Source organism: Bacillus sp. NP247, from assembly GCF_018966865.1.
Taxonomy (GTDB): domain Bacteria; phylum Bacillota; class Bacilli; order Bacillales; family Bacillaceae_G; genus Bacillus_A.
In genome coordinates, this window is sequence record NZ_CP076653.1 from 2,755,001 (window position 1) to 2,780,468 (window position 25,468).

Annotated in this window: 17 protein-coding genes, 9 tRNA genes, 5 rRNA genes and 1 other annotated feature (1 of these 32 only partly in view); all 31 genes read left to right on the forward strand. The window is 41.9% G+C overall.

Annotated features, from left to right (window positions below; translation table 11 throughout):
• A 23S ribosomal RNA gene (locus KPL75_RS14475) occupies positions 1 to 2,789 on the forward strand (it extends 133 nt beyond the left edge of the window).
• A gap of 101 nt (positions 2,790 to 2,890) precedes the next feature.
• Positions 2,891 to 3,006, forward strand: a 5S ribosomal RNA gene (gene rrf, locus KPL75_RS14480).
• Between the two features lie 5 nt (positions 3,007 to 3,011).
• A tRNA-Val gene (locus tag KPL75_RS14485) sits at positions 3,012 to 3,087 on the forward strand.
• A gap of 4 nt (positions 3,088 to 3,091) precedes the next feature.
• Positions 3,092 to 3,167: transfer RNA gene (locus tag KPL75_RS14490), tRNA-Thr, on the forward strand.
• Between the two features lie 14 nt (positions 3,168 to 3,181).
• Positions 3,182 to 3,257 (forward strand) — tRNA-Lys (locus KPL75_RS14495).
• A 15-nt stretch (positions 3,258 to 3,272) separates the two neighbouring features.
• Positions 3,273 to 3,353 (forward strand) — tRNA-Leu (locus KPL75_RS14500).
• Positions 3,354 to 3,382: 29 nt separating this feature from the next.
• A tRNA-Gly gene (locus KPL75_RS14505) sits at positions 3,383 to 3,457 on the forward strand.
• 16 nt (positions 3,458 to 3,473) lie between these two features.
• Positions 3,474 to 3,562 (forward strand) — tRNA-Leu (locus tag KPL75_RS14510).
• Positions 3,563 to 3,565: 3 nt separating this feature from the next.
• Positions 3,566 to 3,639: transfer RNA gene (locus KPL75_RS14515), tRNA-Arg, on the forward strand.
• A gap of 8 nt (positions 3,640 to 3,647) precedes the next feature.
• Positions 3,648 to 3,721 (forward strand) — tRNA-Pro (locus KPL75_RS14520).
• A 9-nt stretch (positions 3,722 to 3,730) separates the two neighbouring features.
• Positions 3,731 to 3,806 (forward strand) — tRNA-Ala (locus KPL75_RS14525).
• A gap of 77 nt (positions 3,807 to 3,883) precedes the next feature.
• A 16S ribosomal RNA gene (locus KPL75_RS14530) occupies positions 3,884 to 5,435 on the forward strand.
• 146 nt (positions 5,436 to 5,581) lie between these two features.
• Positions 5,582 to 8,503 (forward strand): 23S ribosomal RNA (locus KPL75_RS14535).
• Positions 8,504 to 8,604: 101 nt separating this feature from the next.
• Positions 8,605 to 8,720: ribosomal RNA gene (gene rrf, locus KPL75_RS14540) — 5S ribosomal RNA — on the forward strand.
• Together the 16S, 23S and 5S rRNA genes with 9 tRNA genes alongside form the textbook arrangement of a ribosomal RNA operon.
• A gap of 211 nt (positions 8,721 to 8,931) precedes the next feature.
• A complete protein-coding gene (gene ctsR / locus KPL75_RS14545) occupies positions 8,932 to 9,393 on the forward strand; it encodes a transcriptional regulator CtsR (RefSeq protein ID WP_002115277.1) in 462 nt (153 codons plus the stop codon).
• A 169-nt stretch (positions 9,394 to 9,562) separates the two neighbouring features.
• Positions 9,563 to 10,111 carry a protein-arginine kinase activator protein McsA gene (locus KPL75_RS14550; RefSeq protein ID WP_219916810.1) on the forward strand — a complete coding sequence of 183 codons (549 nt, stop codon included), beginning with the start codon at positions 9,563 to 9,565 and terminating at the stop codon, positions 10,109 to 10,111.
• Between the two features lie 4 nt (positions 10,112 to 10,115).
• Entirely contained in the window at positions 10,116 to 11,180 is a 1,065-nt protein-coding gene (locus KPL75_RS14555) for a protein-arginine kinase McsB (protein ID WP_219916811.1), read from the forward strand.
• A 22-nt stretch (positions 11,181 to 11,202) separates the two neighbouring features.
• Complete coding sequence (clpC, locus tag KPL75_RS14560) at positions 11,203 to 13,638, forward strand: ATP-dependent protease ATP-binding subunit ClpC (protein ID WP_219916812.1); 2,436 nt, start codon at positions 11,203 to 11,205, stop codon at positions 13,636 to 13,638.
• A gap of 94 nt (positions 13,639 to 13,732) precedes the next feature.
• Positions 13,733 to 15,109 (forward strand): DNA repair protein RadA, encoded by a 1,377-nt coding sequence (gene radA, locus KPL75_RS14565; protein ID WP_071747351.1) that lies wholly within the window; start codon positions 13,733 to 13,735, stop codon positions 15,107 to 15,109.
• A 3-nt stretch (positions 15,110 to 15,112) separates the two neighbouring features.
• A complete protein-coding gene (disA, locus tag KPL75_RS14570; RefSeq protein WP_070140523.1) occupies positions 15,113 to 16,186 on the forward strand; it encodes a DNA integrity scanning diadenylate cyclase DisA in 1,074 nt (357 codons plus the stop codon).
• Positions 16,187 to 16,346: 160 nt separating this feature from the next.
• Entirely contained in the window at positions 16,347 to 17,450 is a 1,104-nt protein-coding gene (locus KPL75_RS14575) for a PIN/TRAM domain-containing protein (RefSeq protein ID WP_199640145.1), read from the forward strand.
• A gap of 16 nt (positions 17,451 to 17,466) precedes the next feature.
• Positions 17,467 to 18,147: a 2-C-methyl-D-erythritol 4-phosphate cytidylyltransferase gene (ispD, locus tag KPL75_RS14580; RefSeq protein WP_219916813.1), complete on the forward strand. Its 681-nt coding sequence runs from the start codon at positions 17,467 to 17,469 to the stop codon at positions 18,145 to 18,147.
• Positions 18,148 to 18,260: 113 nt separating this feature from the next.
• Positions 18,261 to 18,737 (forward strand): 2-C-methyl-D-erythritol 2,4-cyclodiphosphate synthase, encoded by a 477-nt coding sequence (gene ispF / locus KPL75_RS14585; RefSeq protein WP_098366211.1) that lies wholly within the window; start codon positions 18,261 to 18,263, stop codon positions 18,735 to 18,737.
• Positions 18,738 to 18,826: 89 nt separating this feature from the next.
• Entirely contained in the window at positions 18,827 to 20,284 is a 1,458-nt protein-coding gene (gltX, locus tag KPL75_RS14590; protein ID WP_219916814.1) for a glutamate--tRNA ligase, read from the forward strand.
• A gap of 47 nt (positions 20,285 to 20,331) precedes the next feature.
• Positions 20,332 to 20,577: a binding site (T-box leader), on the forward strand.
• A 148-nt stretch (positions 20,578 to 20,725) separates the two neighbouring features.
• The gene (cysE, locus tag KPL75_RS14595) at positions 20,726 to 21,391 is read left to right on the forward strand and encodes a serine O-acetyltransferase (protein ID WP_002113299.1); all 666 of its coding nucleotides are present in this window, start codon (positions 20,726 to 20,728) and stop codon (positions 21,389 to 21,391) included.
• Positions 21,372 to 22,769, forward strand: a complete 1,398-nt coding sequence (cysS, locus tag KPL75_RS14600; RefSeq protein WP_219916815.1) for a cysteine--tRNA ligase — start codon at positions 21,372 to 21,374, stop codon at positions 22,767 to 22,769. Before cysE ends, cysS begins: the two co-directional genes overlap by 20 nt.
• 2 nt (positions 22,770 to 22,771) lie before the next feature.
• Positions 22,772 to 23,179, forward strand: coding sequence for a Mini-ribonuclease 3 (locus KPL75_RS14605; RefSeq protein WP_002063411.1), 408 nt, complete (start codon positions 22,772 to 22,774; stop codon positions 23,177 to 23,179).
• Positions 23,176 to 23,919, forward strand: coding sequence for a 23S rRNA (guanosine(2251)-2'-O)-methyltransferase RlmB (rlmB, locus tag KPL75_RS14610; protein ID WP_070140528.1), 744 nt, complete (start codon positions 23,176 to 23,178; stop codon positions 23,917 to 23,919). The genes KPL75_RS14605 and rlmB overlap by 4 nt, the downstream gene beginning before the upstream one ends.
• A 3-nt stretch (positions 23,920 to 23,922) precedes the next feature.
• Positions 23,923 to 24,435, forward strand: coding sequence for an NYN domain-containing protein (locus tag KPL75_RS14615; protein ID WP_219916816.1), 513 nt, complete (start codon positions 23,923 to 23,925; stop codon positions 24,433 to 24,435).
• 67 nt (positions 24,436 to 24,502) lie between these two features.
• The gene (locus KPL75_RS14620; protein WP_002009799.1) at positions 24,503 to 25,162 is read left to right on the forward strand and encodes an RNA polymerase factor sigma-70; all 660 of its coding nucleotides are present in this window, start codon (positions 24,503 to 24,505) and stop codon (positions 25,160 to 25,162) included.
• 130 nt (positions 25,163 to 25,292) lie between these two features.
• Entirely contained in the window at positions 25,293 to 25,439 is a 147-nt protein-coding gene (rpmG, locus tag KPL75_RS14625; protein WP_012260172.1) for a 50S ribosomal protein L33, read from the forward strand.
• Positions 25,440 to 25,468: the final 29 nt, after the last annotated feature.

Below are 25,468 nucleotides of genomic sequence, written 5' to 3' on the forward strand. Positions count from 1 at the left end.
TACGTAATGGTATGGTATCCTTACCTGAATACATAGGGTATGGAAGACAGACCCAGGGAACTGAAACATCTAAGTACCTGGAGGAAGAGAAAGCAAATGCGATTTCCTGAGTAGCGGCGAGCGAAACGGAATCTAGCCCAAACCAAGAGGCTTGCCTCTTGGGGTTGTAGGACATTCTATACGGAGTTACAAAGGAACGAGGTAGACGAAGCGACCTGGAAAGGTCCGTCACAGAGGGTAACAACCCCGTAGTCGAAACTTCGTTCTCTCTTGAATGTATCCTGAGTACGGCGGAACACGTGAAATTCCGTCGGAATCTGGGAGGACCATCTCCCAAGGCTAAATACTCCCTAGTGATCGATAGTGAACCAGTACCGTGAGGGAAAGGTGAAAAGCACCCCGGAAGGGGAGTGAAAGAGATCCTGAAACCGTGTGCCTACAAATAGTCAGAGCCCGTTAATGGGTGATGGCGTGCCTTTTGTAGAATGAACCGGCGAGTTACGATCCCGTGCGAGGTTAAGCTGAAGAGGCGGAGCCGCAGCGAAAGCGAGTCTGAATAGGGCGTTTAGTACGTGGTCGTAGACCCGAAACCAGGTGATCTACCCATGTCCAGGGTGAAGTTCAGGTAACACTGAATGGAGGCCCGAACCCACGCACGTTGAAAAGTGCGGGGATGAGGTGTGGGTAGCGGAGAAATTCCAATCGAACCTGGAGATAGCTGGTTCTCCCCGAAATAGCTTTAGGGCTAGCCTTAAGTGTAAGAGTCTTGGAGGTAGAGCACTGATTGAACTAGGGGTCCTCATCGGATTACCGAATTCAGTCAAACTCCGAATGCCAATGACTTATCCTTAGGAGTCAGACTGCGAGTGATAAGATCCGTAGTCAAGAGGGAAACAGCCCAGATCGCCAGCTAAGGTCCCAAAGTGTGTATTAAGTGGAAAAGGATGTGGAGTTGCTTAGACAACTAGGATGTTGGCTCAGAAGCAGCCACCATTTAAAGAGTGCGTAATAGCTCACTAGTCGAGTGACTCTGCGCCGAAAATGTACCGGGGCTAAATACACCACCGAAGCTGCGAATTGATACCAATGGTATCAGTGGTAGGGGAGCGTTCTAAGTGCAGTGAAGTCAGACCGGAAGGACTGGTGGAGCGCTTAGAAGTGAGAATGCCGGTATGAGTAGCGAAAGACGGGTGAGAATCCCGTCCACCGAATGCCTAAGGTTTCCTGAGGAAGGCTCGTCCGCTCAGGGTTAGTCAGGACCTAAGCCGAGGCCGACAGGCGTAGGCGATGGACAACAGGTTGATATTCCTGTACCACCTCTTTATCGTTTGAGCAATGGAGGGACGCAGAAGGATAGAAGAAGCGTGCGATTGGTTGTGCACGTCCAAGCAGTTAGGCTGATAAGTAGGCAAATCCGCTTATCGTGAAGGCTGAGCTGTGATGGGGAAGCTCCTTATGGAGCGAAGTCTTTGATTCCCCGCTGCCAAGAAAAGCTTCTAGCGAGATAAAAGGTGCCTGTACCGCAAACCGACACAGGTAGGCGAGGAGAGAATCCTAAGGTGTGCGAGAGAACTCTGGTTAAGGAACTCGGCAAAATGACCCCGTAACTTCGGGAGAAGGGGTGCTTTCTTAACGGAAAGCCGCAGTGAATAGGCCCAAGCGACTGTTTAGCAAAAACACAGGTCTCTGCGAAGCCGTAAGGCGAAGTATAGGGGCTGACACCTGCCCGGTGCTGGAAGGTTAAGGAGAGGGGTTAGCGTAAGCGAAGCTCTGAACTGAAGCCCCAGTAAACGGCGGCCGTAACTATAACGGTCCTAAGGTAGCGAAATTCCTTGTCGGGTAAGTTCCGACCCGCACGAAAGGTGTAACGATTTGGGCACTGTCTCAACCAGAGACTCGGTGAAATTATAGTACCTGTGAAGATGCAGGTTACCCGCGACAGGACGGAAAGACCCCGTGGAGCTTTACTGTAGCCTGATATTGAATTTTGGTACAGTTTGTACAGGATAGGCGGGAGCCATTGAAACCGGAGCGCTAGCTTCGGTGGAGGCGCTGGTGGGATACCGCCCTGACTGTATTGAAATTCTAACCTACGGGTCTTATCGACCCGGGAGACAGTGTCAGGTGGGCAGTTTGACTGGGGCGGTCGCCTCCTAAAGTGTAACGGAGGCGCCCAAAGGTTCCCTCAGAATGGTTGGAAATCATTCGTAGAGTGCAAAGGCATAAGGGAGCTTGACTGCGAGACCTACAAGTCGAGCAGGGACGAAAGTCGGGCTTAGTGATCCGGTGGTTCCGCATGGAAGGGCCATCGCTCAACGGATAAAAGCTACCCCGGGGATAACAGGCTTATCTCCCCCAAGAGTCCACATCGACGGGGAGGTTTGGCACCTCGATGTCGGCTCATCGCATCCTGGGGCTGTAGTCGGTCCCAAGGGTTGGGCTGTTCGCCCATTAAAGCGGTACGCGAGCTGGGTTCAGAACGTCGTGAGACAGTTCGGTCCCTATCCGTCGTGGGCGTAGGAAATTTGAGAGGAGCTGTCCTTAGTACGAGAGGACCGGGATGGACGCACCGCTGGTGTACCAGTTGTTCTGCCAAGGGCATAGCTGGGTAGCTATGTGCGGAAGGGATAAGTGCTGAAAGCATCTAAGCATGAAGCCCCCCTCAAGATGAGATTTCCCATAGCGTAAGCTAGTAAGATCCCTGAAAGATGATCAGGTTGATAGGTTCGAGGTGGAAGCATGGTGACATGTGGAGCTGACGAATACTAATAGATCGAGGACTTAACCATATAATATGAAGCAATGTTATCTAGTTTTGAAAGAATATAAAAAACTTGTTGACTTTAAATGTCGAATAAGTTATGATAATTCTTGTCTTAAATGAATACAGTCTGGTAATGATGGCAGAGAGGCCACACCCGTTCCCATACCGAACACGGAAGTTAAGCTCTCTAGCGCCGATGGTAGTTGGGACCTTGTCCCTGTGAGAGTAGGACGTTGCCAGGCAATTCGGAGGATTAGCTCAGCTGGGAGAGCACCTGCCTTACAAGCAGGGGGTCGGCGGTTCGATCCCGTCATCCTCCACCATTTAGCCGACTTAGCTCAATTGGTAGAGCAACTGACTTGTAATCAGTAGGTTGGGGGTTCAAGTCCTCTAGTCGGCACCAGTTTTTAATTGTACGAGCCATTAGCTCAGTTGGTAGAGCATCTGACTTTTAATCAGAGGGTCGAAGGTTCGAATCCTTCATGGCTCACCATTTTCAATAAAATATGCGGGTGTGGCGGAATTGGCAGACGCACTAGACTTAGGATCTAGCGCCTTTGGCGTGGGGGTTCGACTCCCTTCACCCGCACTTTTAAAAAAATATATCATACATGTCTTGCGGAAGTAGTTCAGTGGTAGAATACAACCTTGCCAAGGTTGGGGTCGCGGGTTCGAATCCCGTCTTCCGCTCCAATTTTCAGTATGATATGCCGGGGTGGCGGAACAGGCAGACGCACAGGACTTAAAATCCTGCGGTGGGTGACCACCGTGCGGGTTCGACCCCCGCCCTCGGCACCATATGCGCCCGTAGCTCAATTGGATAGAGCGTTTGACTACGGATCAAGAGGTTAGGGGTTCGACTCCTCTCGGGCGCGTTTTCTTTCGGGAAGTGGCTCAGCTTGGTAGAGCACCTGGTTTGGGACCAGGGGGTCGCAGGTTCAAATCCTGTCTTCCCGATACTTGTTTGGGGCCTTAGCTCAGCTGGGAGAGCGCCTGCCTTGCACGCAGGAGGTCAGCGGTTCGATCCCGCTAGGCTCCACCAAAAAAGTTCTTTGAAAACTGAACGAAACAAACAACGTGAACGTCAATTTTTATTTTTAGATGCTAGACAAACTAACTTTATTGGAGAGTTTGATCCTGGCTCAGGATGAACGCTGGCGGCGTGCCTAATACATGCAAGTCGAGCGAATGGATTGAGAGCTTGCTCTCAAGAAGTTAGCGGCGGACGGGTGAGTAACACGTGGGTAACCTGCCCATAAGACTGGGATAACTCCGGGAAACCGGGGCTAATACCGGATAATATTTTGAACTGCATGGTTCGAAATTGAAAGGCGGCTTCGGCTGTCACTTATGGATGGACCCGCGTCGCATTAGCTAGTTGGTGAGGTAACGGCTCACCAAGGCAACGATGCGTAGCCGACCTGAGAGGGTGATCGGCCACACTGGGACTGAGACACGGCCCAGACTCCTACGGGAGGCAGCAGTAGGGAATCTTCCGCAATGGACGAAAGTCTGACGGAGCAACGCCGCGTGAGTGATGAAGGCTTTCGGGTCGTAAAACTCTGTTGTTAGGGAAGAACAAGTGCTAGTTGAATAAGCTGGCACCTTGACGGTACCTAACCAGAAAGCCACGGCTAACTACGTGCCAGCAGCCGCGGTAATACGTAGGTGGCAAGCGTTATCCGGAATTATTGGGCGTAAAGCGCGCGCAGGTGGTTTCTTAAGTCTGATGTGAAAGCCCACGGCTCAACCGTGGAGGGTCATTGGAAACTGGGAGACTTGAGTGCAGAAGAGGAAAGTGGAATTCCATGTGTAGCGGTGAAATGCGTAGAGATATGGAGGAACACCAGTGGCGAAGGCGACTTTCTGGTCTGTAACTGACACTGAGGCGCGAAAGCGTGGGGAGCAAACAGGATTAGATACCCTGGTAGTCCACGCCGTAAACGATGAGTGCTAAGTGTTAGAGGGTTTCCGCCCTTTAGTGCTGAAGTTAACGCATTAAGCACTCCGCCTGGGGAGTACGGCCGCAAGGCTGAAACTCAAAGGAATTGACGGGGGCCCGCACAAGCGGTGGAGCATGTGGTTTAATTCGAAGCAACGCGAAGAACCTTACCAGGTCTTGACATCCTCTGAAAACTCTAGAGATAGAGCTTCTCCTTCGGGAGCAGAGTGACAGGTGGTGCATGGTTGTCGTCAGCTCGTGTCGTGAGATGTTGGGTTAAGTCCCGCAACGAGCGCAACCCTTGATCTTAGTTGCCATCATTAAGTTGGGCACTCTAAGGTGACTGCCGGTGACAAACCGGAGGAAGGTGGGGATGACGTCAAATCATCATGCCCCTTATGACCTGGGCTACACACGTGCTACAATGGACGGTACAAAGAGCTGCAAGACCGCGAGGTGGAGCTAATCTCATAAAACCGTTCTCAGTTCGGATTGTAGGCTGCAACTCGCCTACATGAAGCTGGAATCGCTAGTAATCGCGGATCAGCATGCCGCGGTGAATACGTTCCCGGGCCTTGTACACACCGCCCGTCACACCACGAGAGTTTGTAACACCCGAAGTCGGTGGGGTAACCTTTATGGAGCCAGCCGCCTAAGGTGGGACAGATGATTGGGGTGAAGTCGTAACAAGGTAGCCGTATCGGAAGGTGCGGCTGGATCACCTCCTTTCTATGGAGAATTGATGAACGCAGTTCATCAATAAACGTTGACTTGTTTCGTTTCGTTCAGTTTTGAGAGAACTATCTCTCAAGTTTAAATGTATGTTCTTTGAAAACTAGATAACAGTGTAGCTCATATTTTTTTAATTTTAGTTTGGTTAAGTTAGAAAGGGCGCACGGTGGATGCCTTGACACTAGGAGTCGATGAAGGACGGGACTAACGCCGATATGCTTCGGGGAGCTGTAAGTAAGCTTTGATCCGAAGATTTCCGAATGGGGAAACCCACTATACGTAATGGTATGGTATCCTTACCTGAATACATAGGGTATGGAAGACAGACCCAGGGAACTGAAACATCTAAGTACCTGGAGGAAGAGAAAGCAAATGCGATTTCCTGAGTAGCGGCGAGCGAAACGGAATCTAGCCCAAACCAAGAGGCTTGCCTCTTGGGGTTGTAGGACATTCTATACGGAGTTACAAAGGAACGAGGTAGACGAAGCGACCTGGAAAGGTCCGTCACAGAGGGTAACAACCCCGTAGTCGAAACTTCGTTCTCTCTTGAATGTATCCTGAGTACGGCGGAACACGTGAAATTCCGTCGGAATCTGGGAGGACCATCTCCCAAGGCTAAATACTCCCTAGTGATCGATAGTGAACCAGTACCGTGAGGGAAAGGTGAAAAGCACCCCGGAAGGGGAGTGAAAGAGATCCTGAAACCGTGTGCCTACAAATAGTCAGAGCCCGTTAATGGGTGATGGCGTGCCTTTTGTAGAATGAACCGGCGAGTTACGATCCCGTGCGAGGTTAAGCTGAAGAGGCGGAGCCGCAGCGAAAGCGAGTCTGAATAGGGCGTTTAGTACGTGGTCGTAGACCCGAAACCAGGTGATCTACCCATGTCCAGGGTGAAGTTCAGGTAACACTGAATGGAGGCCCGAACCCACGCACGTTGAAAAGTGCGGGGATGAGGTGTGGGTAGCGGAGAAATTCCAATCGAACCTGGAGATAGCTGGTTCTCCCCGAAATAGCTTTAGGGCTAGCCTTAAGTGTAAGAGTCTTGGAGGTAGAGCACTGATTGAACTAGGGGTCCTCATCGGATTACCGAATTCAGTCAAACTCCGAATGCCAATGACTTATCCTTAGGAGTCAGACTGCGAGTGATAAGATCCGTAGTCAAGAGGGAAACAGCCCAGATCGCCAGCTAAGGTCCCAAAGTGTGTATTAAGTGGAAAAGGATGTGGAGTTGCTTAGACAACTAGGATGTTGGCTCAGAAGCAGCCACCATTTAAAGAGTGCGTAATAGCTCACTAGTCGAGTGACTCTGCGCCGAAAATGTACCGGGGCTAAATACACCACCGAAGCTGCGAATTGATACCAATGGTATCAGTGGTAGGGGAGCGTTCTAAGTGCAGTGAAGTCAGACCGGAAGGACTGGTGGAGCGCTTAGAAGTGAGAATGCCGGTATGAGTAGCGAAAGACGGGTGAGAATCCCGTCCACCGAATGCCTAAGGTTTCCTGAGGAAGGCTCGTCCGCTCAGGGTTAGTCAGGACCTAAGCCGAGGCCGACAGGCGTAGGCGATGGACAACAGGTTGATATTCCTGTACCACCTCTTTATCGTTTGAGCAATGGAGGGACGCAGAAGGATAGAAGAAGCGTGCGATTGGTTGTGCACGTCCAAGCAGTTAGGCTGATAAGTAGGCAAATCCGCTTATCGTGAAGGCTGAGCTGTGATGGGGAAGCTCCTTATGGAGCGAAGTCTTTGATTCCCCGCTGCCAAGAAAAGCTTCTAGCGAGATAAAAGGTGCCTGTACCGCAAACCGACACAGGTAGGCGAGGAGAGAATCCTAAGGTGTGCGAGAGAACTCTGGTTAAGGAACTCGGCAAAATGACCCCGTAACTTCGGGAGAAGGGGTGCTTTCTTAACGGAAAGCCGCAGTGAATAGGCCCAAGCGACTGTTTAGCAAAAACACAGGTCTCTGCGAAGCCGTAAGGCGAAGTATAGGGGCTGACACCTGCCCGGTGCTGGAAGGTTAAGGAGAGGGGTTAGCGTAAGCGAAGCTCTGAACTGAAGCCCCAGTAAACGGCGGCCGTAACTATAACGGTCCTAAGGTAGCGAAATTCCTTGTCGGGTAAGTTCCGACCCGCACGAAAGGTGTAACGATTTGGGCACTGTCTCAACCAGAGACTCGGTGAAATTATAGTACCTGTGAAGATGCAGGTTACCCGCGACAGGACGGAAAGACCCCGTGGAGCTTTACTGTAGCCTGATATTGAATTTTGGTACAGTTTGTACAGGATAGGCGGGAGCCATTGAAACCGGAGCGCTAGCTTCGGTGGAGGCGCTGGTGGGATACCGCCCTGACTGTATTGAAATTCTAACCTACGGGTCTTATCGACCCGGGAGACAGTGTCAGGTGGGCAGTTTGACTGGGGCGGTCGCCTCCTAAAGTGTAACGGAGGCGCCCAAAGGTTCCCTCAGAATGGTTGGAAATCATTCGTAGAGTGCAAAGGCATAAGGGAGCTTGACTGCGAGACCTACAAGTCGAGCAGGGACGAAAGTCGGGCTTAGTGATCCGGTGGTTCCGCATGGAAGGGCCATCGCTCAACGGATAAAAGCTACCCCGGGGATAACAGGCTTATCTCCCCCAAGAGTCCACATCGACGGGGAGGTTTGGCACCTCGATGTCGGCTCATCGCATCCTGGGGCTGTAGTCGGTCCCAAGGGTTGGGCTGTTCGCCCATTAAAGCGGTACGCGAGCTGGGTTCAGAACGTCGTGAGACAGTTCGGTCCCTATCCGTCGTGGGCGTAGGAAATTTGAGAGGAGCTGTCCTTAGTACGAGAGGACCGGGATGGACGCACCGCTGGTGTACCAGTTGTTCTGCCAAGGGCATAGCTGGGTAGCTATGTGCGGAAGGGATAAGTGCTGAAAGCATCTAAGCATGAAGCCCCCCTCAAGATGAGATTTCCCATAGCGTAAGCTAGTAAGATCCCTGAAAGATGATCAGGTTGATAGGTTCGAGGTGGAAGCATGGTGACATGTGGAGCTGACGAATACTAATAGATCGAGGACTTAACCATATAATATGAAGCAATGTTATCTAGTTTTGAAAGAATATAAAAAACTTGTTGACTTTAAATGTCGAATAAGTTATGATAATTCTTGTCTTAAATGAATACAGTCTGGTAATGATGGCAGAGAGGCCACACCCGTTCCCATACCGAACACGGAAGTTAAGCTCTCTAGCGCCGATGGTAGTTGGGACCTTGTCCCTGTGAGAGTAGGACGTTGCCAGGCAACTAAAACACGAGTCATTTGACTCGTGTTTTTTTGTGTTTCTTTTTATAATTCATAGTAATTTAAAAAATCTTTACTTAAAGAATTGTCCTTTTGATTAAAGCCAGGGAAATGTGGCTAGGATAGTGAATAAGCAAAAGAGTTGCAAATTTTTTTAATACGTATATAATTAAAGTCAAAGATAGTCAAAGTCAATAAAGGTGGCGGATAAATGAGAAATATATCTGATATCATTGAGAAATATCTAAAGCAAGTTATTGACTTAAGCAATAATAATGTGATTGAAATCAAGAGGAATGAGATTGCGGATCGATTCGATTGTGTGCCGTCTCAAATCAACTATGTAATCAATACCCGTTTTACGTTAGAAAGAGGATTTGTAGTAGAAAGTAAACGAGGTGGAGGAGGTTACATTCGCATTATAAAAGTCAAACTGCATGATGATATAGACATTATTGATCAAATGCTTCATATGATTGATCATAGCGTTGCACAAGGAAATGCTGAAAGTATGATCATACGTTTAATAGAAGAGGGTATTATAACAAATCGTGAAGCTAAACTTATGTTAAGTGTACTAGATCGTTCTGTATTATTAATGGATGTTCCTTCTCGAGATGAACTTAGGGCTCGAATATTATGCGCAATGTTAAGAACACTGAAATATAAATAAGTATAACTTTTGTTAAGAATGATAACTAAGATAATGCAGTTTAATATTGTAGGGATTTTGAAAGATGACATGTGCTTTTACTAAATGGATTAAGGAAAGAGAACAATCTAGTAATGTATGAAAAGTATCATGAGATAGATCGTTCCTGTTGTAAAGGTGGGGGATAGCGATGACTTGTCAAAACTGTAATATAAGACCAGCAACTTTACATTATACAAAAGTAATCAATGAAAAAAAGGCGGAAGTTCATCTTTGTGAGCAATGTGCAGAACAAAGTGGCTATACGTCTTTCTTTCAATCACCGCAGTCTAATTTTTCATTCCATGACCTATTAGCCGGATTATTGCATAGTGAACCAGCAATGTTTGAAGAAGGGCAAGATGCATTTTCAAATACAAATATATTAAGATGTCCGAATTGTAAGATGACATATGAACAATTTACAAAAGTGGGACGCTTTGGATGTGCTTCTTGTTACGATACATTTAAGGGGCATTTAAAACCATTGTTAAAGCGTCTTCACGGTGGGCATACAGAACATTGTGGGAAAATTCCTGGACGTATAGAAGGAAATATGTACTTAAAGAAAGAATTAGATGAACTAAAACTCAATCTGAAACAATATGTGCAGAAAGAGGAATTTGAGAAAGCAGCTGAAGTAAGAGATAAAATTCGAGATCTTGAAAATCAGCTTAGTGAGCATAGAGAGGGGGAATAGTTCTATGTCACTGGACAGAATTATGAATGAAGCGATTAGTCCATGGATGAAGGGGGATGGCCCTGATTCTGATATTGTTTTAAGTAGTCGAATTCGTTTGGCTCGTAATTTTAAAAAATATCAATTCTCTACTATGCAAAACGAAGAAGAAGCTAAACAGATTCATGAGTTATTTAAGAAGAAGTTTATAAATAAGCCTGTAGAACCTTTTGGGAAATTTGAACTATTAAAAATGAATGAATTAAATCCTCTTCAAAGGAGAGTGTTAGTTGAGAAGCATTTAATTAGTCCAAATCTTGCAGGAACAGAATACGGAGCATGCCTACTATCAGAAAGTGAACATATAAGTATCATGCTTAATGAAGAGGATCATGTTAGAATTCAGTGCCTATTTTCAGGTTTGCAGTTATCAGAGGCGCTTCAAAGTGCCAATCAAATAGATAATTGGATCGAGGAACAGGTCGAATATGCTTTTGATGAATCGCTTGGATATATTACGAGTTGCCCCACTAACGTTGGTACGGGATTGAGGGCTTCGGTAATGATTCATTTGCCGGGACTGGTTCTAACGAAAAGAATTAACCGTATTATACAAGTAATTCAAAAATTAGGGCTAGTAGTAAGAGGAATATACGGTGAAGGTAGCGAAGCGTTAGGTAATATATTTCAAGTGTCAAATCAAATGACACTAGGGAAATCAGAAGAAGATATTATTGCAGATTTAAAGAGTGTCATTCAACAAATTATCCATCAAGAAAAAATGGCTAGAGAATTAATTGTACAAAATTCAAGTATTGAGCTTGAAGATAAAGTATATCGTTCTTACGGAATACTAACTAATAGTCGTTTAATTCAATCTGCAGAAGCAGCTACTTGCTTATCAGATGTACGACTTGGTATTGACTTAGGATATATACAAGGTATATCGAGAAATATTTTAACTGAGTTAATGGTTCTTACTCAGCCAGGCATTTTGCAACAATATGCAGGAGGACCTCTAGGACCAGAAGAAAGAGATTATCGAAGAGCAACCTTAATTCGTGAGCGATTACGAATTGAACAAAATTAAGCGCAAGTAGGAGGCGATTTCTATGATGTTTGGAAGATTTACAGAACGAGCACAGAAAGTATTAGCTTTATCTCAAGAGGAAGCAATTCGCATTGGGCATAATAATATTGGAACAGAACATATTTTACTTGGGCTTGTACGCGAAGGTGAAGGAATTGCAGCAAAAGCGTTAATTGCTCTTGGATTAAGTCCAGAGAAAGTTCAAAAAGAGGTAGAAGCATTAATTGGACGTGGAACGGAAGCTTCTCAAACAGTACATTACACACCTCGTGCTAAAAAAGTTATTGAGTTGTCTATGGACGAAGCTCGTAAATTGGGCCATTCCTACGTTGGAACAGAACATATTCTACTTGGTTTAATCCGTGAAGGTGAAGGTGTAGCGGCACGTGTTTTAAATAATTTAGGTGTAAGCCTAAATAAGGCAAGACAACAAGTGTTACAACTCCTTGGAAGTAATGAAGCTAGTTCAGGTCACCAAGGTGGTTCATCAACAAATGCAAATACACCTACACTTGACAGTCTAGCGCGTGATTTAACAGTTGTTGCACGTGAAAATCGTTTAGATCCTGTTATTGGACGTAGTAAAGAAATTCAACGTGTAATTGAAGTGTTAAGCCGTAGAACAAAAAACAATCCAGTATTAATTGGAGAACCTGGTGTAGGTAAGACAGCAATTGCGGAAGGATTAGCACAGCAAATTGTAAATAATGAAGTTCCTGAAACTTTAAGAGATAAGCGTGTTATGACATTAGATATGGGTACAGTTGTTGCTGGAACAAAATATCGTGGTGAATTTGAGGATCGTTTAAAGAAAGTGATGGATGAGATTCGCCAAGCTGGTAACATCATTCTATTTATTGATGAGCTTCATACATTAATTGGTGCAGGAGGGGCGGAAGGTGCAATCGATGCATCGAATATTTTAAAACCATCTTTAGCACGTGGTGAATTACAATGTATTGGTGCAACAACTTTAGACGAATATCGTAAATATATTGAAAAGGATGCGGCATTAGAAAGACGTTTCCAACCAATTCATGTTGATGAACCAAACTTAGAAGAATCAGTTCAAATTTTAAAAGGTTTACGTGACCGTTATGAGGCGCATCACCGCGTATCTATTACAGATGATGCAATCGATGCGGCTGTAAAACTTTCAGATCGTTACATTACAGACCGTTTTTTACCTGATAAAGCAATTGATTTAATTGATGAGGCTGCATCAAAAGTGCGCTTACGTTCTTATACAACACCGCCAAACTTAAAAGAGCTTGAAGTGAAGCTTGAGGGAATTAGAAAAGAAAAAGATGCAGCTGTACAAAGCCAAGAATTTGAAAAAGCTGCTTCCTTACGTGATATGGAACAACGTTTACGTGAAAAGTTAGAAGATACAAAGCGTCAGTGGAAAGAGAAGCAAGGACAAGAAAACTCAGAAGTAACAGTAGAAGATATTGCAAATGTCGTTTCCACATGGACACGTATTCCAGTTTCTAAACTTGCACAAACAGAGACAGATAAATTATTAAACTTGGAATCAATTTTACATGATCGTTTAATTGGGCAGGATGAAGCAGTTGTAGCTGTGGCAAAAGCTGTTCGTCGTGCGAGAGCGGGATTAAAAGATCCGAAACGTCCAATTGGCTCATTTATTTTCCTAGGACCGACTGGTGTAGGTAAAACAGAACTTGCGAGGGCATTAGCGGAATCTATGTTCGGTGATGAGGATGCAATGATCCGCATCGATATGTCTGAGTACATGGAAAAGCATTCTACTTCTCGTTTAGTTGGATCTCCTCCAGGATATGTTGGATATGAAGAAGGTGGACAATTAACAGAGAAAGTTCGTCGTAAGCCATATTCAGTTGTCCTATTAGATGAAGTAGAGAAAGCTCATCCTGATGTGTTTAATATTTTACTACAAGTATTAGAAGATGGCCGTTTAACAGATTCTAAAGGACGTACAGTTGATTTCCGTAATACAATTGTTATTATGACGTCTAATGTGGGTGCAGACGCATTAAAACGTAATAAACATCTTGGATTTAACGTACAAGATGAGAGCCGCGATTATTCAGATATGAAAGGTAAAGTAATGGATGAATTGAAAAAAGCATTTCGTCCAGAATTCTTAAACCGTATTGATGAAATTATCGTGTTCCATATGCTTGAGAAAAAACATATTCAAGAAATTGTAACTCTTATGGTGAATCAGTTAGTGAATCGCTTAAAAGAACAAGAGATTGAATTGCACTTAACAGAAGGAGCAATTTCAGCAATTGCTGATAAAGGATTTGATCGAGAGTACGGTGCTCGTCCGCTTCGTAGAGCAATTCAAAAACATGTAGAAGATAGACTATCAGAAGAACTGTTAAAAGGTGCTATTGAGAAAGGACAAAAAGTTATCTTTGATGTAGAAGGAGAATCATTTGTCATTCATAGCGCGGAAAAGGTAAAATAAGTATAGACAAACAAAGAGGGCTACGCGATAGCCCTCTTTCTTGTACGAGAAGGATAAACGTTTGTAGATGAAAGTGAAGTGAACTATAAAAGATATGGCTAAAAAGAAAACGAAATTTACATGTCAAGAATGTGGTTATCAGTCGCCAAAATATATGGGGAAGTGTCCTGGATGTGGTCAATGGAATACGCTTGTTGAAGAGATGGAACCAGTTGTATCATCAAGACGCCTTAATTATGCCAATGCAATTCAATCAGAAGTAACAAAACCAAGACGCTTAACAGAGGTGGAAACAAAGTCTGAGGCGCGTATTGAAACGAAATTTCAAGAGTTTAACCGTGTGCTTGGTGGCGGGATTGTAGATGGATCTTTAGTACTTATTGGTGGAGACCCTGGAATTGGGAAATCAACATTGTTATTACAAATTTCATCGCAATTAGCAGATTCTTCATATGATGTACTATACATATCAGGTGAGGAGTCAGCAAAGCAGATTAAACTTCGTGCAGATCGTTTGGATGTAAAGGGTAGTAATCTATTTGTTGTAGCAGAGACTGATTTACAGCGAATTGCAGCGCACATTGAAGAGATGAATCCAGCTTTTGTTGTTATTGACTCTATTCAGACGATACATTTACCTGAAGTGACGTCAGCCCCAGGGAGTGTAGCGCAAGTACGTGAATGTACAGCGGAATTAATGAAACTTGCAAAGACGAAAGGGATTCCTATTTTTATCGTCGGACATGTGACAAAAGAAGGGGCAATTGCAGGACCACGTATGCTAGAACATATGGTTGATGCAGTTCTTTACTTTGAAGGAGATCGTCACCATACATATCGTATTTTGCGAGCTGTGAAGAACCGTTTTGGTTCCACAAATGAAATGGGTATCTTTGAAATGAAGGAACTAGGTCTTGCAGAAGTACTAAATCCTTCTGAAATTTTCCTTGAGGAACGACCAGTTGGAGTTGCAGGATCCACAGTGGTTGCTTCAATGGAAGGAACAAGACCGGTTTTAGTAGAAATACAAGCATTAATCTCCCCTACTAGTTTTGGGAATCCTCGAAGAATGGCGACGGGAATTGATCATAACCGCGTTTCACTTATTATGGCAGTGCTAGAAAAAAGAACAGGTTTATTGTTGCAAAATCAAGACGCATATTTAAAAGTTGCGGGTGGCTTGAAATTAGATGAACCAGCAATCGATTTAGCTGTCGCCTTAAGTATTGCTTCAAGTTTCAGAGATAAAGCTACTGCACCAACCGATGCGGTAATAGGAGAAGTAGGCCTAACTGGAGAAATAAGAAGAGTATCAAGAATTGAACAACGTGTACAAGAAGCAGCGAAATTAGGATTTCAACGTGCTATTATTCCTAGAAAAAATTTGGGAGGATGGACAATTCCAGATGGGATTGAGGTAGTAGGTGTTTCTAATTTAGGAGAAGCGCTTCGTTTGACATTAGGAGGCTAGGCTATGGAGGAAAACAAGCAACGTGTTAAAAGTATGATTAACATTCTACAGCTTGTTGCCCCGGGAACACCACTACGCGAAGGGATAGATAACGTACTTCGTGCGCAAACTGGAGGGCTAATTGTTCTTGGGTATAATGAGCAGATTAAAAGTATTGTTGATGGAGGATTTCACATTAATTGTGCATTCTCACCGGCTAGTTTATATGAATTAGCAAAAATGGATGGAGCACTTATTTTAAATGAAACTGGGAGCAAAATTTTAATTGCAAATGCACAATTAGTTCCAGATCCATCCATTGATTCTATTGAAACAGGTATGCGTCACCGAACGGCAGAGCGTGTAGCAAAGCAGACGGCTAGCCTTGTTGTTGCTATTTCACAAAGACGTAACGTAATTACACTATATCAAGGGAATTTACGTTATACACTAAAAGATATAGGTGTAATTTTAACAAAGGCAAACCAAGCTATTCAAACGTTAGAAAAATATAAAGCTGTATGGAATGATGGGATTACGAATTTGGGCATTCTAGAATTTGAAGAGGTCGTTACAATGTCCGAAGTAGTTCACGTTTTACATAGTGTTGAAATGGTACTGCGTATTAAAAATGAAATATTGAGCTACATTCATGAGTTAGGAACGGAAGGAAGGTTAATTCGTTTACAACTTACAGAATTACTGGCCGACTTAGAAGCAGAGGCAGCGTTATTAATTAAGGATTATTATCAAGAAAAAACGCAGGATCACCATCAAATTTTGAAAAAGTTACAAGATCTTGCAAATACACAGCTTTTAGAGGATAGCGATTTAGTTAAATTGCTTGGCTATCCAGGGCAAACGAGCTTAGAAGAAAGTGTGACACCGAGGGGATACCGAATCGCAAGCAAAATTTCTCGTGTTCCACCACTTATCATTGAAAATTTAATTAATCGATTTAAAACATTGCAAGGTGTTTGTCGTGCAACTATTAATGAATTGGATGATGTGGAAGGAATTGGGGAAGTTAGGGCGAAGAAAATACGAGAGGGCCTAAAAAGAATTCAAGAGCATCTCTATATGAGTAGACACAATTAAGAATATTACATTGATTCCATAATATAACGACACTAGAACATTTTTGGTATATGATATGGTATATTGGTAAATAAAACTATTTACAAAAAAACACGTCCGCTTTTGCATTCGGCGTTTTGATTAGCAAAACAATGGTTAATAATGAGTAGGAGGTGGTTGGATGTTAAAACGGATCGTACAGCTCTTCTTTTTAGTGATCGGGGGAGCGTTAGGGATTTACTTAATCCCAAAAGTTATTAATGTATTAGACATCGGTGCTGTTCCTTTATTGGAGGGATCGTATGTTCGCGCAATTATTGGTGCAATTATTTTATTTTTAACAACATTTTGGCTTGTAGATTATATTGTTCAACTTATTAAGCATATTGAAGAGGCACTTGTAAAGGCGCCTGTAGCAGATGTTTTATTTGGTACATTAGGGTTGATCTCTGGTCTTATTGTTGCATATTTAATTTTAATACCAATTCGTGAATTTACAATTCCAGTTATTAGCACAGTGTTGCAAGTGTTCTTTACTCTTTTACTTGGGTATTTAGGATTCCAAGTAGGATTTAAAAAGAGGAATGAATTGCTAGGGTTATTTACATTACCCCAACGCGGAGGTAAGAAGAAAAACAATAGTGAGAACGAAGAGGTAGAGGTAGAAAAATCTACAACTCATTGGAAAATTCTCGATACGAGTGTAATTATTGATGGACGTATTGCTGATATTTGCCAAACGAAGTTTTTAGAAGGAACAATTGTGATTCCACAATTCGTATTAGAAGAGCTTCAGCATATTGCCGATTCTTCCGATGCTTTAAAGCGTAATCGTGGCCGCAGAGGATTAGACATTTTAAATCGTATTCAAAAAGAGATGCCAATTCCGGTAGAAATTTATGAAGGCGATTTCGAGGATATCCAAGAAGTGGATAGCAAACTTGTAAAGTTAGCGAAAGTCACTGGTGGAACTGTAGTAACGAATGATTTCAACTTAAATAAAGTTTCTGAATTACAAGGAGTAACCGTGTTAAACATTAATGATTTAGCAAATGCAATTAAACCAGTTGTGCTCCCTGGTGAAGAATTAAGTGTTTATGTTGTGAAAGATGGTAAAGAACAAAATCAAGGTGTTGCATACTTAGATGATGGCACGATGATTGTAGTAGAAGACGGTAGAGAATATGTCGGCTCGCAACTTAATGTACTTGTTACGAGTGTGTTGCAAACATCGGCTGGTCGTATGATTTTCGCCAAACGTAAATTATTAGAAAAAGCATTATAAGTAGAGGATTATTAATATGTATACATTAATTATTCCAGCAGCGGGACAAGGAAAACGGATGGGTGCTGACAAAAATAAGTTATTCTTACTTATAAATGAAGTGCCGATTATTGTGCATACATTACGTGCTTTTGAAAAAGATAGAGCATGCAAAAGTATTATTATGGCAATTAACGAAGAAGAACGCCCGTATTTTGAGGAGTTAATGCAGAAGTACCCAGTTGAAAAACAGGTGCAATTTATTCAAGGCGGGGCTGAAAGGCAAGATAGCGTATATAATGCGCTTCAGCATGTGAGCGGAGTTGAGTATGTTCTCGTACACGATGGTGCGCGCCCGTTCGTAACGAATAAAATGATACAAGATGTATTAACTACAGCAGAAAAATATGGAGCCTCCATTTGTGCAGTGCCAGTAAAGGATACCATTAAGAAAGTAGAACAGGGTGTTGTTGTTGAAACGGTAGAACGTTCTCAGCTTAAAGCCGTTCAAACACCGCAAGGATTTTCTGTTCCTCTTTTATTAGAGGCTCATAGAAGTGCAAAGCAAAGTTGTTTTCTTGGTACAGATGATGCAAGTCTCGTAGAACGTGTAGGGAAGCAAGTAGGTGTAGTAGAGGGGAGTTACTATAATATTAAAGTGACTACTCCAGAGGATTTACTAATTGCTGAAAGTTTCCTTCATGTTCAGAAGAAATAGAAGTGATGGTATTATAGTAAAGAAAAGCTCGGCAGTTGCCGAGCTTTTCTTTATAGGGATAGCAATATAATATAGAATTCATAAAGTAGTTTAGATTGAGGAGGATGTAAAGAATGTTTCGAATTGGACAAGGTTTTGATGTACATGAATTTGCGGAAGGTAGACCGTTAATTATCGGCGGAATTACAATTCCTCATGAAAAAGGATTAATCGGTCACTCGGATGCAGATGTATTGTTACATACGATTGCTGACGCGTGTTTAGGAGCAATTGCAGCAGGAGATATTGGAAAACATTTTCCTGATACAGATCCTGCCTTTAAAGATGCGGATTCAGCTGTATTGTTACAAAAGGTTTGGGAATTTGTGCGTGAACAAGGTTATGAGCTAGGGAACCTAGATTGTACAATTATTGCCCAAAGGCCAAAAATGGCACCGCATATTGAAAGCATGCGTAAACGCATTAGTGAACTATTAGAAACGTCTATTGATAATATTAATGTAAAGGCAACAACAACAGAAAAATTAGGATTTACAGGTAGAGAAGAAGGGATTGCTTCTCAAGCGGTTGTTTTATTACAGAAAAAATAGTGGTTTTTAATTCGTAAGATGGATAATCACGTTTTTTTGGTGTACAATTATAGAATGTGTTGACATTAAGATTGGAAGGTGTACCAATTATGGAAAAGCAAGTGAGAGTGCGCTATGCGCCAAGTCCAACAGGACACTTACATATCGGAAATGCGCGTACGGCATTATTTAATTATTTATTTGCTCGTCATCAAGATGGTAAGTTTATTATTCGTATTGAAGATACTGATGTAAAACGTAATGTTGCTGGTGGAGAAGAAAGCCAATTAAAATACTTGAAATGGCTCGGTATGGACTGGGATGAAGGTGTTGATGTTGGTGGTGAATTCGGACCATATCGTCAAACAGAGCGTTTAGATCTTTATAAAAAATTATATGTAGATTTATTAGAGCGTGGTTTAGCTTACAAATGTTATATGACAGAAGAAGAGCTAGAAGCAGAGCGTGAAGGTCAAATCGCTCGTGGTGAAACACCGCGTTATGCAGGAAATCACCGTGATTTAACTGAAGCGCAAACGAAAGAGTTTGAGGCTGAAGGCCGCATTCCAAGCATTCGCTTCCGTGTACCAACTGATCGCGATTACACGTTTAAAGATATCGTAAAAGATGAAGTTGCATTCCATTCAAATGATTTTGGCGATTTCGTTATCGTGAAAAAAGATGGAATTCCAACTTATAACTTTGCGGTAGCAGTAGATGATCACTTAATGGAAATTACACACGTACTTCGTGGTGATGATCATATTTCAAACACGCCAAAACAAATGATGATTTATGAAGCTTTCGGTTGGGATATTCCGGAGTTCGGTCATATGACTTTAATTGTAAATGAAAGCCGTAAAAAGCTAAGTAAGCGTGACGAATCTATTATTCAATTTATTGAGCAATATAAAGAGCTTGGGTATCTTCCAGAAGCAATCTTTAACTTTATTGCACTATTAGGTTGGTCACCAGTAGGAGAAGAAGAAATTTTCTCTCAAGATGAGTTTATCAAAATGTTTGATGCAGCTCGTTTATCAAAATCACCTGCATTATTTGATTCTCAAAAACTAAAATGGATGAACAACCAATATATGAAAAAACAAGATTTAGATGCGGTTGTTGAACTAAGCTTACCGCATTTAGTGAAAGCGGGCCGCGTAGGTGAAAACTTAAGCGAACAAGAACAAGTTTGGGTTCGTGATGTAATTGCTTTATATCATGACCAAATGAGTTTTGGAGCTGAAATTGTAGAGCTTTCTGAAATGTTCTTTAAAGATCATGTTGATCATGAAGAAGAAGGACAAGAAGTATTGAAAGGTGAACAAGTACCTGAAGTACTTCGTACATTTGCCGATCAATTAGAAGCTCTAGAAGCAATGGAGCCAGCAGCAGTTAAGGCGGCTATTAAAGCAGTTCAAAAGGAAACAGGACATAAAGGTAAAAATTTATTTATGCCAATCCGTGTTGCTACTACTGGACAAACACATGGTCCAGAACTTCCTAATGCGATTGCTCTTCTTGGAAAAGAAAAGGTTTTAAATCGTATTCAAAAAGTAATTGGTTAACATTTTCTAGGTTTAGCAATATAATAAGTATACCTAAAATCTAATAAGGAAAAGCGACGAGAAGGAGAAGTAGAAAATCAGGCTTTTTACAGAGAGAACCACCCTTAGGCTGGAAGTGGTTTATAAGCGGATTTTTGAAATGCCCCTTCGAGTCTTCTGTTGAACAGCGAAGTATTTCGCGGAACGTCTTAGGGCGCAAAGTAAACAGAAGCGGTGTAAACCGTTATCATGGATGAGTTTGAGGCTTCTTTAGCCTAAACAGAGTGGAACCGCGCTTAAAAGGCGTCTCTGTCTATATGACAGAGGCGTCTTTTTTTTTATACCATGTAAATGGGTGTGAGTATAAGTATTATCCCCTTGTATAAAGATTTAGGGGTAAGTGGGGAGTTAGGGGATTTAGTTCACTCGAAAAAAGCAGCCCATAAAGGGGAGGGAACATCGATGTTTAAGAGGCTTCGGGAAGATATTGAAGTCGTTTTTGAACAGGATCCAGCGGCACGAAGTTATTTCGAAGTCATTTTAACTTACTCTGGATTACATGCAGTTTGGGCCCATCGAATTGCACATGCTTTTTATAAAAGGAATTTTTTCTTTATGGCACGTTGGATTTCGCAGGTTAGTCGTTTTTTTACTGGCATTGAGATTCATCCAGGAGCAACTATTGGTCGTCGTTTTTTCATTGATCATGGAATGGGGGTTGTAATTGGAGAAACGTGTGAAATTGGCGAAAATGTAACAATTTATCAAGGTGTCACATTAGGTGGTACAGGTAAAGAAAAAGGAAAGAGGCACCCTACAATTCAGGATAATGTATTAATTGCAACAGGTGCTAAAGTACTAGGCTCTATTACTGTTGGAGAGAATTCTAAAATTGGAGCAGGGTCTGTCGTGTTAAAGGAAGTTCCTGCGCATTCTACAGTTGTAGGTATACCTGGCCGAGTCGTTATTCAAAATGGAGTAAAGATTGGTCAAGAATTAAATCATTCTGATCTTCCAGATCCAATTTTTGATAAATTAAAGGTTATGGAAGCAGAACTTGATAAATTGAGAAAGCAACTCGAAGTGAAGGTAGAAAGGAAGGATAAAAATGACTATTCACATTTATAATACGTTAACGCGTCAAAAAGAAGAGTTTATGCCATTAGAAGAAAATAAGGTAAAGATGTATGTGTGCGGACCTACAGTTTATAACTACATTCATATCGGGAATGCGAGACCGCCTATGGTGTTCGATACAGTACGTCGTTATTTAGAATATAAAGGATATGAAGTGCAGTATGTATCTAACTTTACTGACGTGGATGATAAATTAATTAAGGCAGCAAATGAATTAGGCGAAGATGTGCCAACAATTGCTGACCGTTTTGTTGAAGCGTACTTTGAAGATGTAACGGCGCTAGGTTGCAAACATGCAACGGTTCATCCACGTGTAACGGAAAATATGGATATCATTATTGAATTTATTCAAGAACTTGTGAATAAAGGGTATGCATATGAATCAGAAGGTGATGTGTACTTTAAAACGAAAGAATTCGAAGGTTACGGTAAATTATCACATCAACCGATTGCAGACTTACGTCACGGTGCACGTATTGAAGTAGGAGAAAAGAAACAAGACCCTCTTGACTTTGCTTTATGGAAAGCTGCGAAAGAAGGAGAAATCTTCTGGGAAAGCCCTTGGGGGAAAGGACGCCCAGGGTGGCATATTGAATGCTCGGCAATGGCACGTAAATATTTAGGGGATACAATTGATATTCATGCTGGTGGTCAAGATTTAGCATTTCCTCATCATGAAAATGAAATTGCGCAGTCTGAGGCGTTGACAGGAAAAACATTTGCACGTTATTGGATGCATAATGGATATATTAATATTAATAACGAGAAGATGTCTAAGTCGCTTGGAAACTTCATTTTAGTTCACGATATCATTAAACAATATGATCCGCAGCTAATCAGGTTCTTTATGCTATCGGTACATTACCGTCACCCAATTAACTTTAGCGAAGATTTATTGCAAAGTACTAATAATGGATTAGAAAGAATTAAAACAGCTTACGGTAACTTAAAGCATCGTATGGAAAGTAGTACAGATTTAACGGACCATAATGAAAAATGGTTAGCTGAAATGGAAAAGTTCCAGATTGCATTCGAAGAAGCGATGGATGATGATTTCAATACGGCTAATGCGATTACTGAATTATATAACGTAGCAAATCACGCAAATCAATATTTGTTAGAAGAACATACTTCTAAAGTTGTAATTGAAGCGTATGTAAAACAACTTGAAACATTATTTAGTATTTTAGGATTAGAATTAGCACAAGAAGAGTTGCTTGATGAAGAAATTGAAGCACTAATCCAAAAGCGTATTGAAGCTCGTCAAAATCGTGACTTCGCATTATCTGATCAAATTCGTGATGATTTAAAAGGACGTAATATTATTTTAGAAGATACCGCTCAAGGTACAAGATGGAAAAGAGGATAAGAATGATTGATGCAAAGCAATTGAACAGCTTAGCGTTAGCATATATGGGTGATGCGGTATATGAACAATATATCCGCTATCACCTCCTTCAAAAAGGGAAAGTTCGCCCTAATCAATTACATCGCTTAGGGACGAGCTTTGTTTCGGCAAAAGCACAGGCGAAAGTTGTTTATCATTTATTAGAGACGGCATTTTTGACAGAAGAGGAAGAGGCTGTATTAAGAAGAGGGCGTAATGCGAATTCGGGTACTGTTCCGAAAAATACAGATGTACAAACATATCGACATAGTACAGCCTTTGAAGCGCTAATTGGTTATCATCACTTGTTGAATAATCGTGAAAGATTGGACGAGATTGTATATAAGGCGATTGACGTTTTGGAAGAAAAGGAAGGGAGCACATCATCATGAGTAGTGAATATATTATCGGGCGTAACCCTGTAATTGAAGCTTTAAGAGCGGGGCGAGATATTAATAAAATTTTGGTAGCGGAAGGTGCTGCCAAAGGACAAGTGCAGATTGTACTAGCATTAGCAAAAGAGAATAAGGTTATTTTACAACACGCACCAAAGAAGAAATTAGATCAATTGGTTGAGGGAAATCATCAAGGTGTAATTGCTCAAGTAGCTGCATATCAATATGCTGAGTTAGAGGATTTGTTTAAATTAGCAGAAAAACGTAATGAAGATCCGTTCTTCTTAATTTTAGATGAAATTGAAGACCCACATAACTTAGGTTCCATTATGCGTACTGCGGATGCAACAGGGGCTCATGGGGTTATTATTCCGAAAAGAAGAGCGGTGGGACTTACCGCGGCAGTTGCGAAAGCATCGACTGGGGCAATTGAATATATTCCTGTTGCACGTGTAACAAATTTATCACGTACAATTGATGAGTTAAAAGAACGTGGACTTTGGATTGCTGGTACAGATGCCAAAGGGAAAACAGATTACCGTAATTTAGATGGTAATATGCCAATCGGACTAGTAATTGGTAGTGAAGGAAAAGGTATGAGTCGTATTATTGGTGAAAAGTGTGATTTCCTAATTACTTTACCGATGGTTGGTAAAGTTACATCCTTAAATGCTTCAGTAGCCGCAAGTTTGTTAATGTATGAGGTATATCGTAAACGTCACGAAATTGGTAAATAAAAAATGGACGATATTTTAATCGTTGACGGTTACAACATTATCGGGGCTTGGGGAGACTTGAAGAAACTACGGGATGTAGATTTACAATCATCAAGGGACGCACTTATTGATAAGATGGCGGATTATCAAGGCTATACAGGCACAAAGGTAATGATTGTCTTTGATGCCTATACAGTCCATGGTATTGAAAAAAAGATGAAACAATCGCGGGTGGAAGTAATATTCACGAGAAAAAATCAAACTGCAGATGAAAAGATAGAACAACTTGCGATTGAGCTTAGGAATATAAATACACAAATATACGTTGCAACTTCGGATTATACGGAGCAATGGATTATATTTGCGCAAGGTGCACTTCGAAAATCTGCGCGTGAATTAGAGTTAGAAGTGCAAGCGATGGAACAACAAGTTAGAAGGCGTACAAAAGACACGAAAGAACAGCAACCCGCCATGCGAAAGATATTTAGTAAAGATATTACAGAAAAATTAGAAAAATTAAGACGAGGAGAGCGTTGAAGCATTGACGCTCTTTATCTTTTTACTGTATAATATTGCTAAATATATAGCGGTCGGAGGGATCAAGGTGGAAGCAGGCTTCGTAAGTGTAGGCGACGTTACATTTCGTGATTTAGAGGATGAGGCAATTGTTGAGTTAGTTCGAAAAGGTAATACTGACGCTCTAGAGTATTTAATTCACAAATATAAGAACTTTGTTCGCGCGAAATCAAGATCTTATTTCTTAGTGGGTGCCGATCGAGAAGATATTGTTCAAGAAGGCATGATTGGATTGTTTAAAGCCATTCGTGATTATAAAGGGGACAAGCTGTCTTCGTTCAAAGCATTTGCTGAACTGTGTATCACTCGACAAATTATTACCGCTATTAAAACAGCAACAAGGCAAAAGCATATTCCATTAAATTCGTATGTGTCTTTAGACAAGCCAATTTACGATGAGGAATCTGATCGAACACTATTAGATGTTATTTCGGAATCGAAAGTAACTGATCCAGAAGAGATGATCATAAGTCAGGAAGAATATACAGACATAGAATCAAAAATATCTGAATTATTAAGCGATTTAGAAAGAAAAGTGCTCTCTTTATACTTAGATGGTCGTTCCTATCAAGAAATTTCAGAACAGTTAAACAGGCATGTGAAATCTATTGATAACGCATTACAGCGTGTAAAAAGGAAATTAGAAAGATATATGGAGATGAGAGAGAGTACAACTTTAAATTCATAGCAAGTGCCGCAGGTGTAAAATAATTCACCTGTTTTCTTTTTGCGAAGAGAGTGAAAGTCATGACATTGACATTATCTTTTGTTGTATGATACATTTTTAGGGACATAATGTCACAAGGTTGGTGTAACTAATGAGGAAAAAAGTTGTACTCTCATGTGAAGAGTGTAAAAATCGAAACTACTCTACGATGAAAGATACGAGCTCAGTAGAGCGACTTGAGATAAAGAAGTTTTGTAAAACATGCAATAAGCATACAGTTCACAAAGAAACAAAATAAATAATTGAAATAATACACTGGAGGTCCCG

What these genes read in the sequence shown, in the direction of transcription:
- ctsR (WP_002115277.1), top strand. Translation starts at nt 8,932, where the DNA reads ATGAGAAATATATCTGATATCATTGAGAAATATCTAAAGCAAGTTATT.
- KPL75_RS14550 (WP_219916810.1), top strand. Translation starts at nt 9,563, where the DNA reads ATGACTTGTCAAAACTGTAATATAAGACCAGCAACTTTACATTATACA.
- KPL75_RS14555 (WP_219916811.1), top strand. Translation starts at nt 10,116, where the DNA reads ATGTCACTGGACAGAATTATGAATGAAGCGATTAGTCCATGGATGAAG.
- clpC (WP_219916812.1), top strand. Translation starts at nt 11,203, where the DNA reads ATGATGTTTGGAAGATTTACAGAACGAGCACAGAAAGTATTAGCTTTA.
- radA (WP_071747351.1), top strand. Translation starts at nt 13,733, where the DNA reads ATGGCTAAAAAGAAAACGAAATTTACATGTCAAGAATGTGGTTATCAG.
- disA (WP_070140523.1), top strand. Translation starts at nt 15,113, where the DNA reads ATGGAGGAAAACAAGCAACGTGTTAAAAGTATGATTAACATTCTACAG.
- KPL75_RS14575 (WP_199640145.1), top strand. Translation starts at nt 16,347, where the DNA reads ATGTTAAAACGGATCGTACAGCTCTTCTTTTTAGTGATCGGGGGAGCG.
- ispD (WP_219916813.1), top strand. Translation starts at nt 17,467, where the DNA reads ATGTATACATTAATTATTCCAGCAGCGGGACAAGGAAAACGGATGGGT.
- ispF (WP_098366211.1), top strand. Translation starts at nt 18,261, where the DNA reads ATGTTTCGAATTGGACAAGGTTTTGATGTACATGAATTTGCGGAAGGT.
- gltX (WP_219916814.1), top strand. Translation starts at nt 18,827, where the DNA reads ATGGAAAAGCAAGTGAGAGTGCGCTATGCGCCAAGTCCAACAGGACAC.
- cysE (WP_002113299.1), top strand. Translation starts at nt 20,726, where the DNA reads ATGTTTAAGAGGCTTCGGGAAGATATTGAAGTCGTTTTTGAACAGGAT.
- cysS (WP_219916815.1), top strand. Translation starts at nt 21,372, where the DNA reads ATGACTATTCACATTTATAATACGTTAACGCGTCAAAAAGAAGAGTTT.
- KPL75_RS14605 (WP_002063411.1), top strand. Translation starts at nt 22,772, where the DNA reads ATGATTGATGCAAAGCAATTGAACAGCTTAGCGTTAGCATATATGGGT.
- rlmB (WP_070140528.1), top strand. Translation starts at nt 23,176, where the DNA reads ATGAGTAGTGAATATATTATCGGGCGTAACCCTGTAATTGAAGCTTTA.
- KPL75_RS14615 (WP_219916816.1), top strand. Translation starts at nt 23,923, where the DNA reads ATGGACGATATTTTAATCGTTGACGGTTACAACATTATCGGGGCTTGG.
- rpmG (WP_012260172.1), top strand. Translation starts at nt 25,293, where the DNA reads ATGAGGAAAAAAGTTGTACTCTCATGTGAAGAGTGTAAAAATCGAAAC.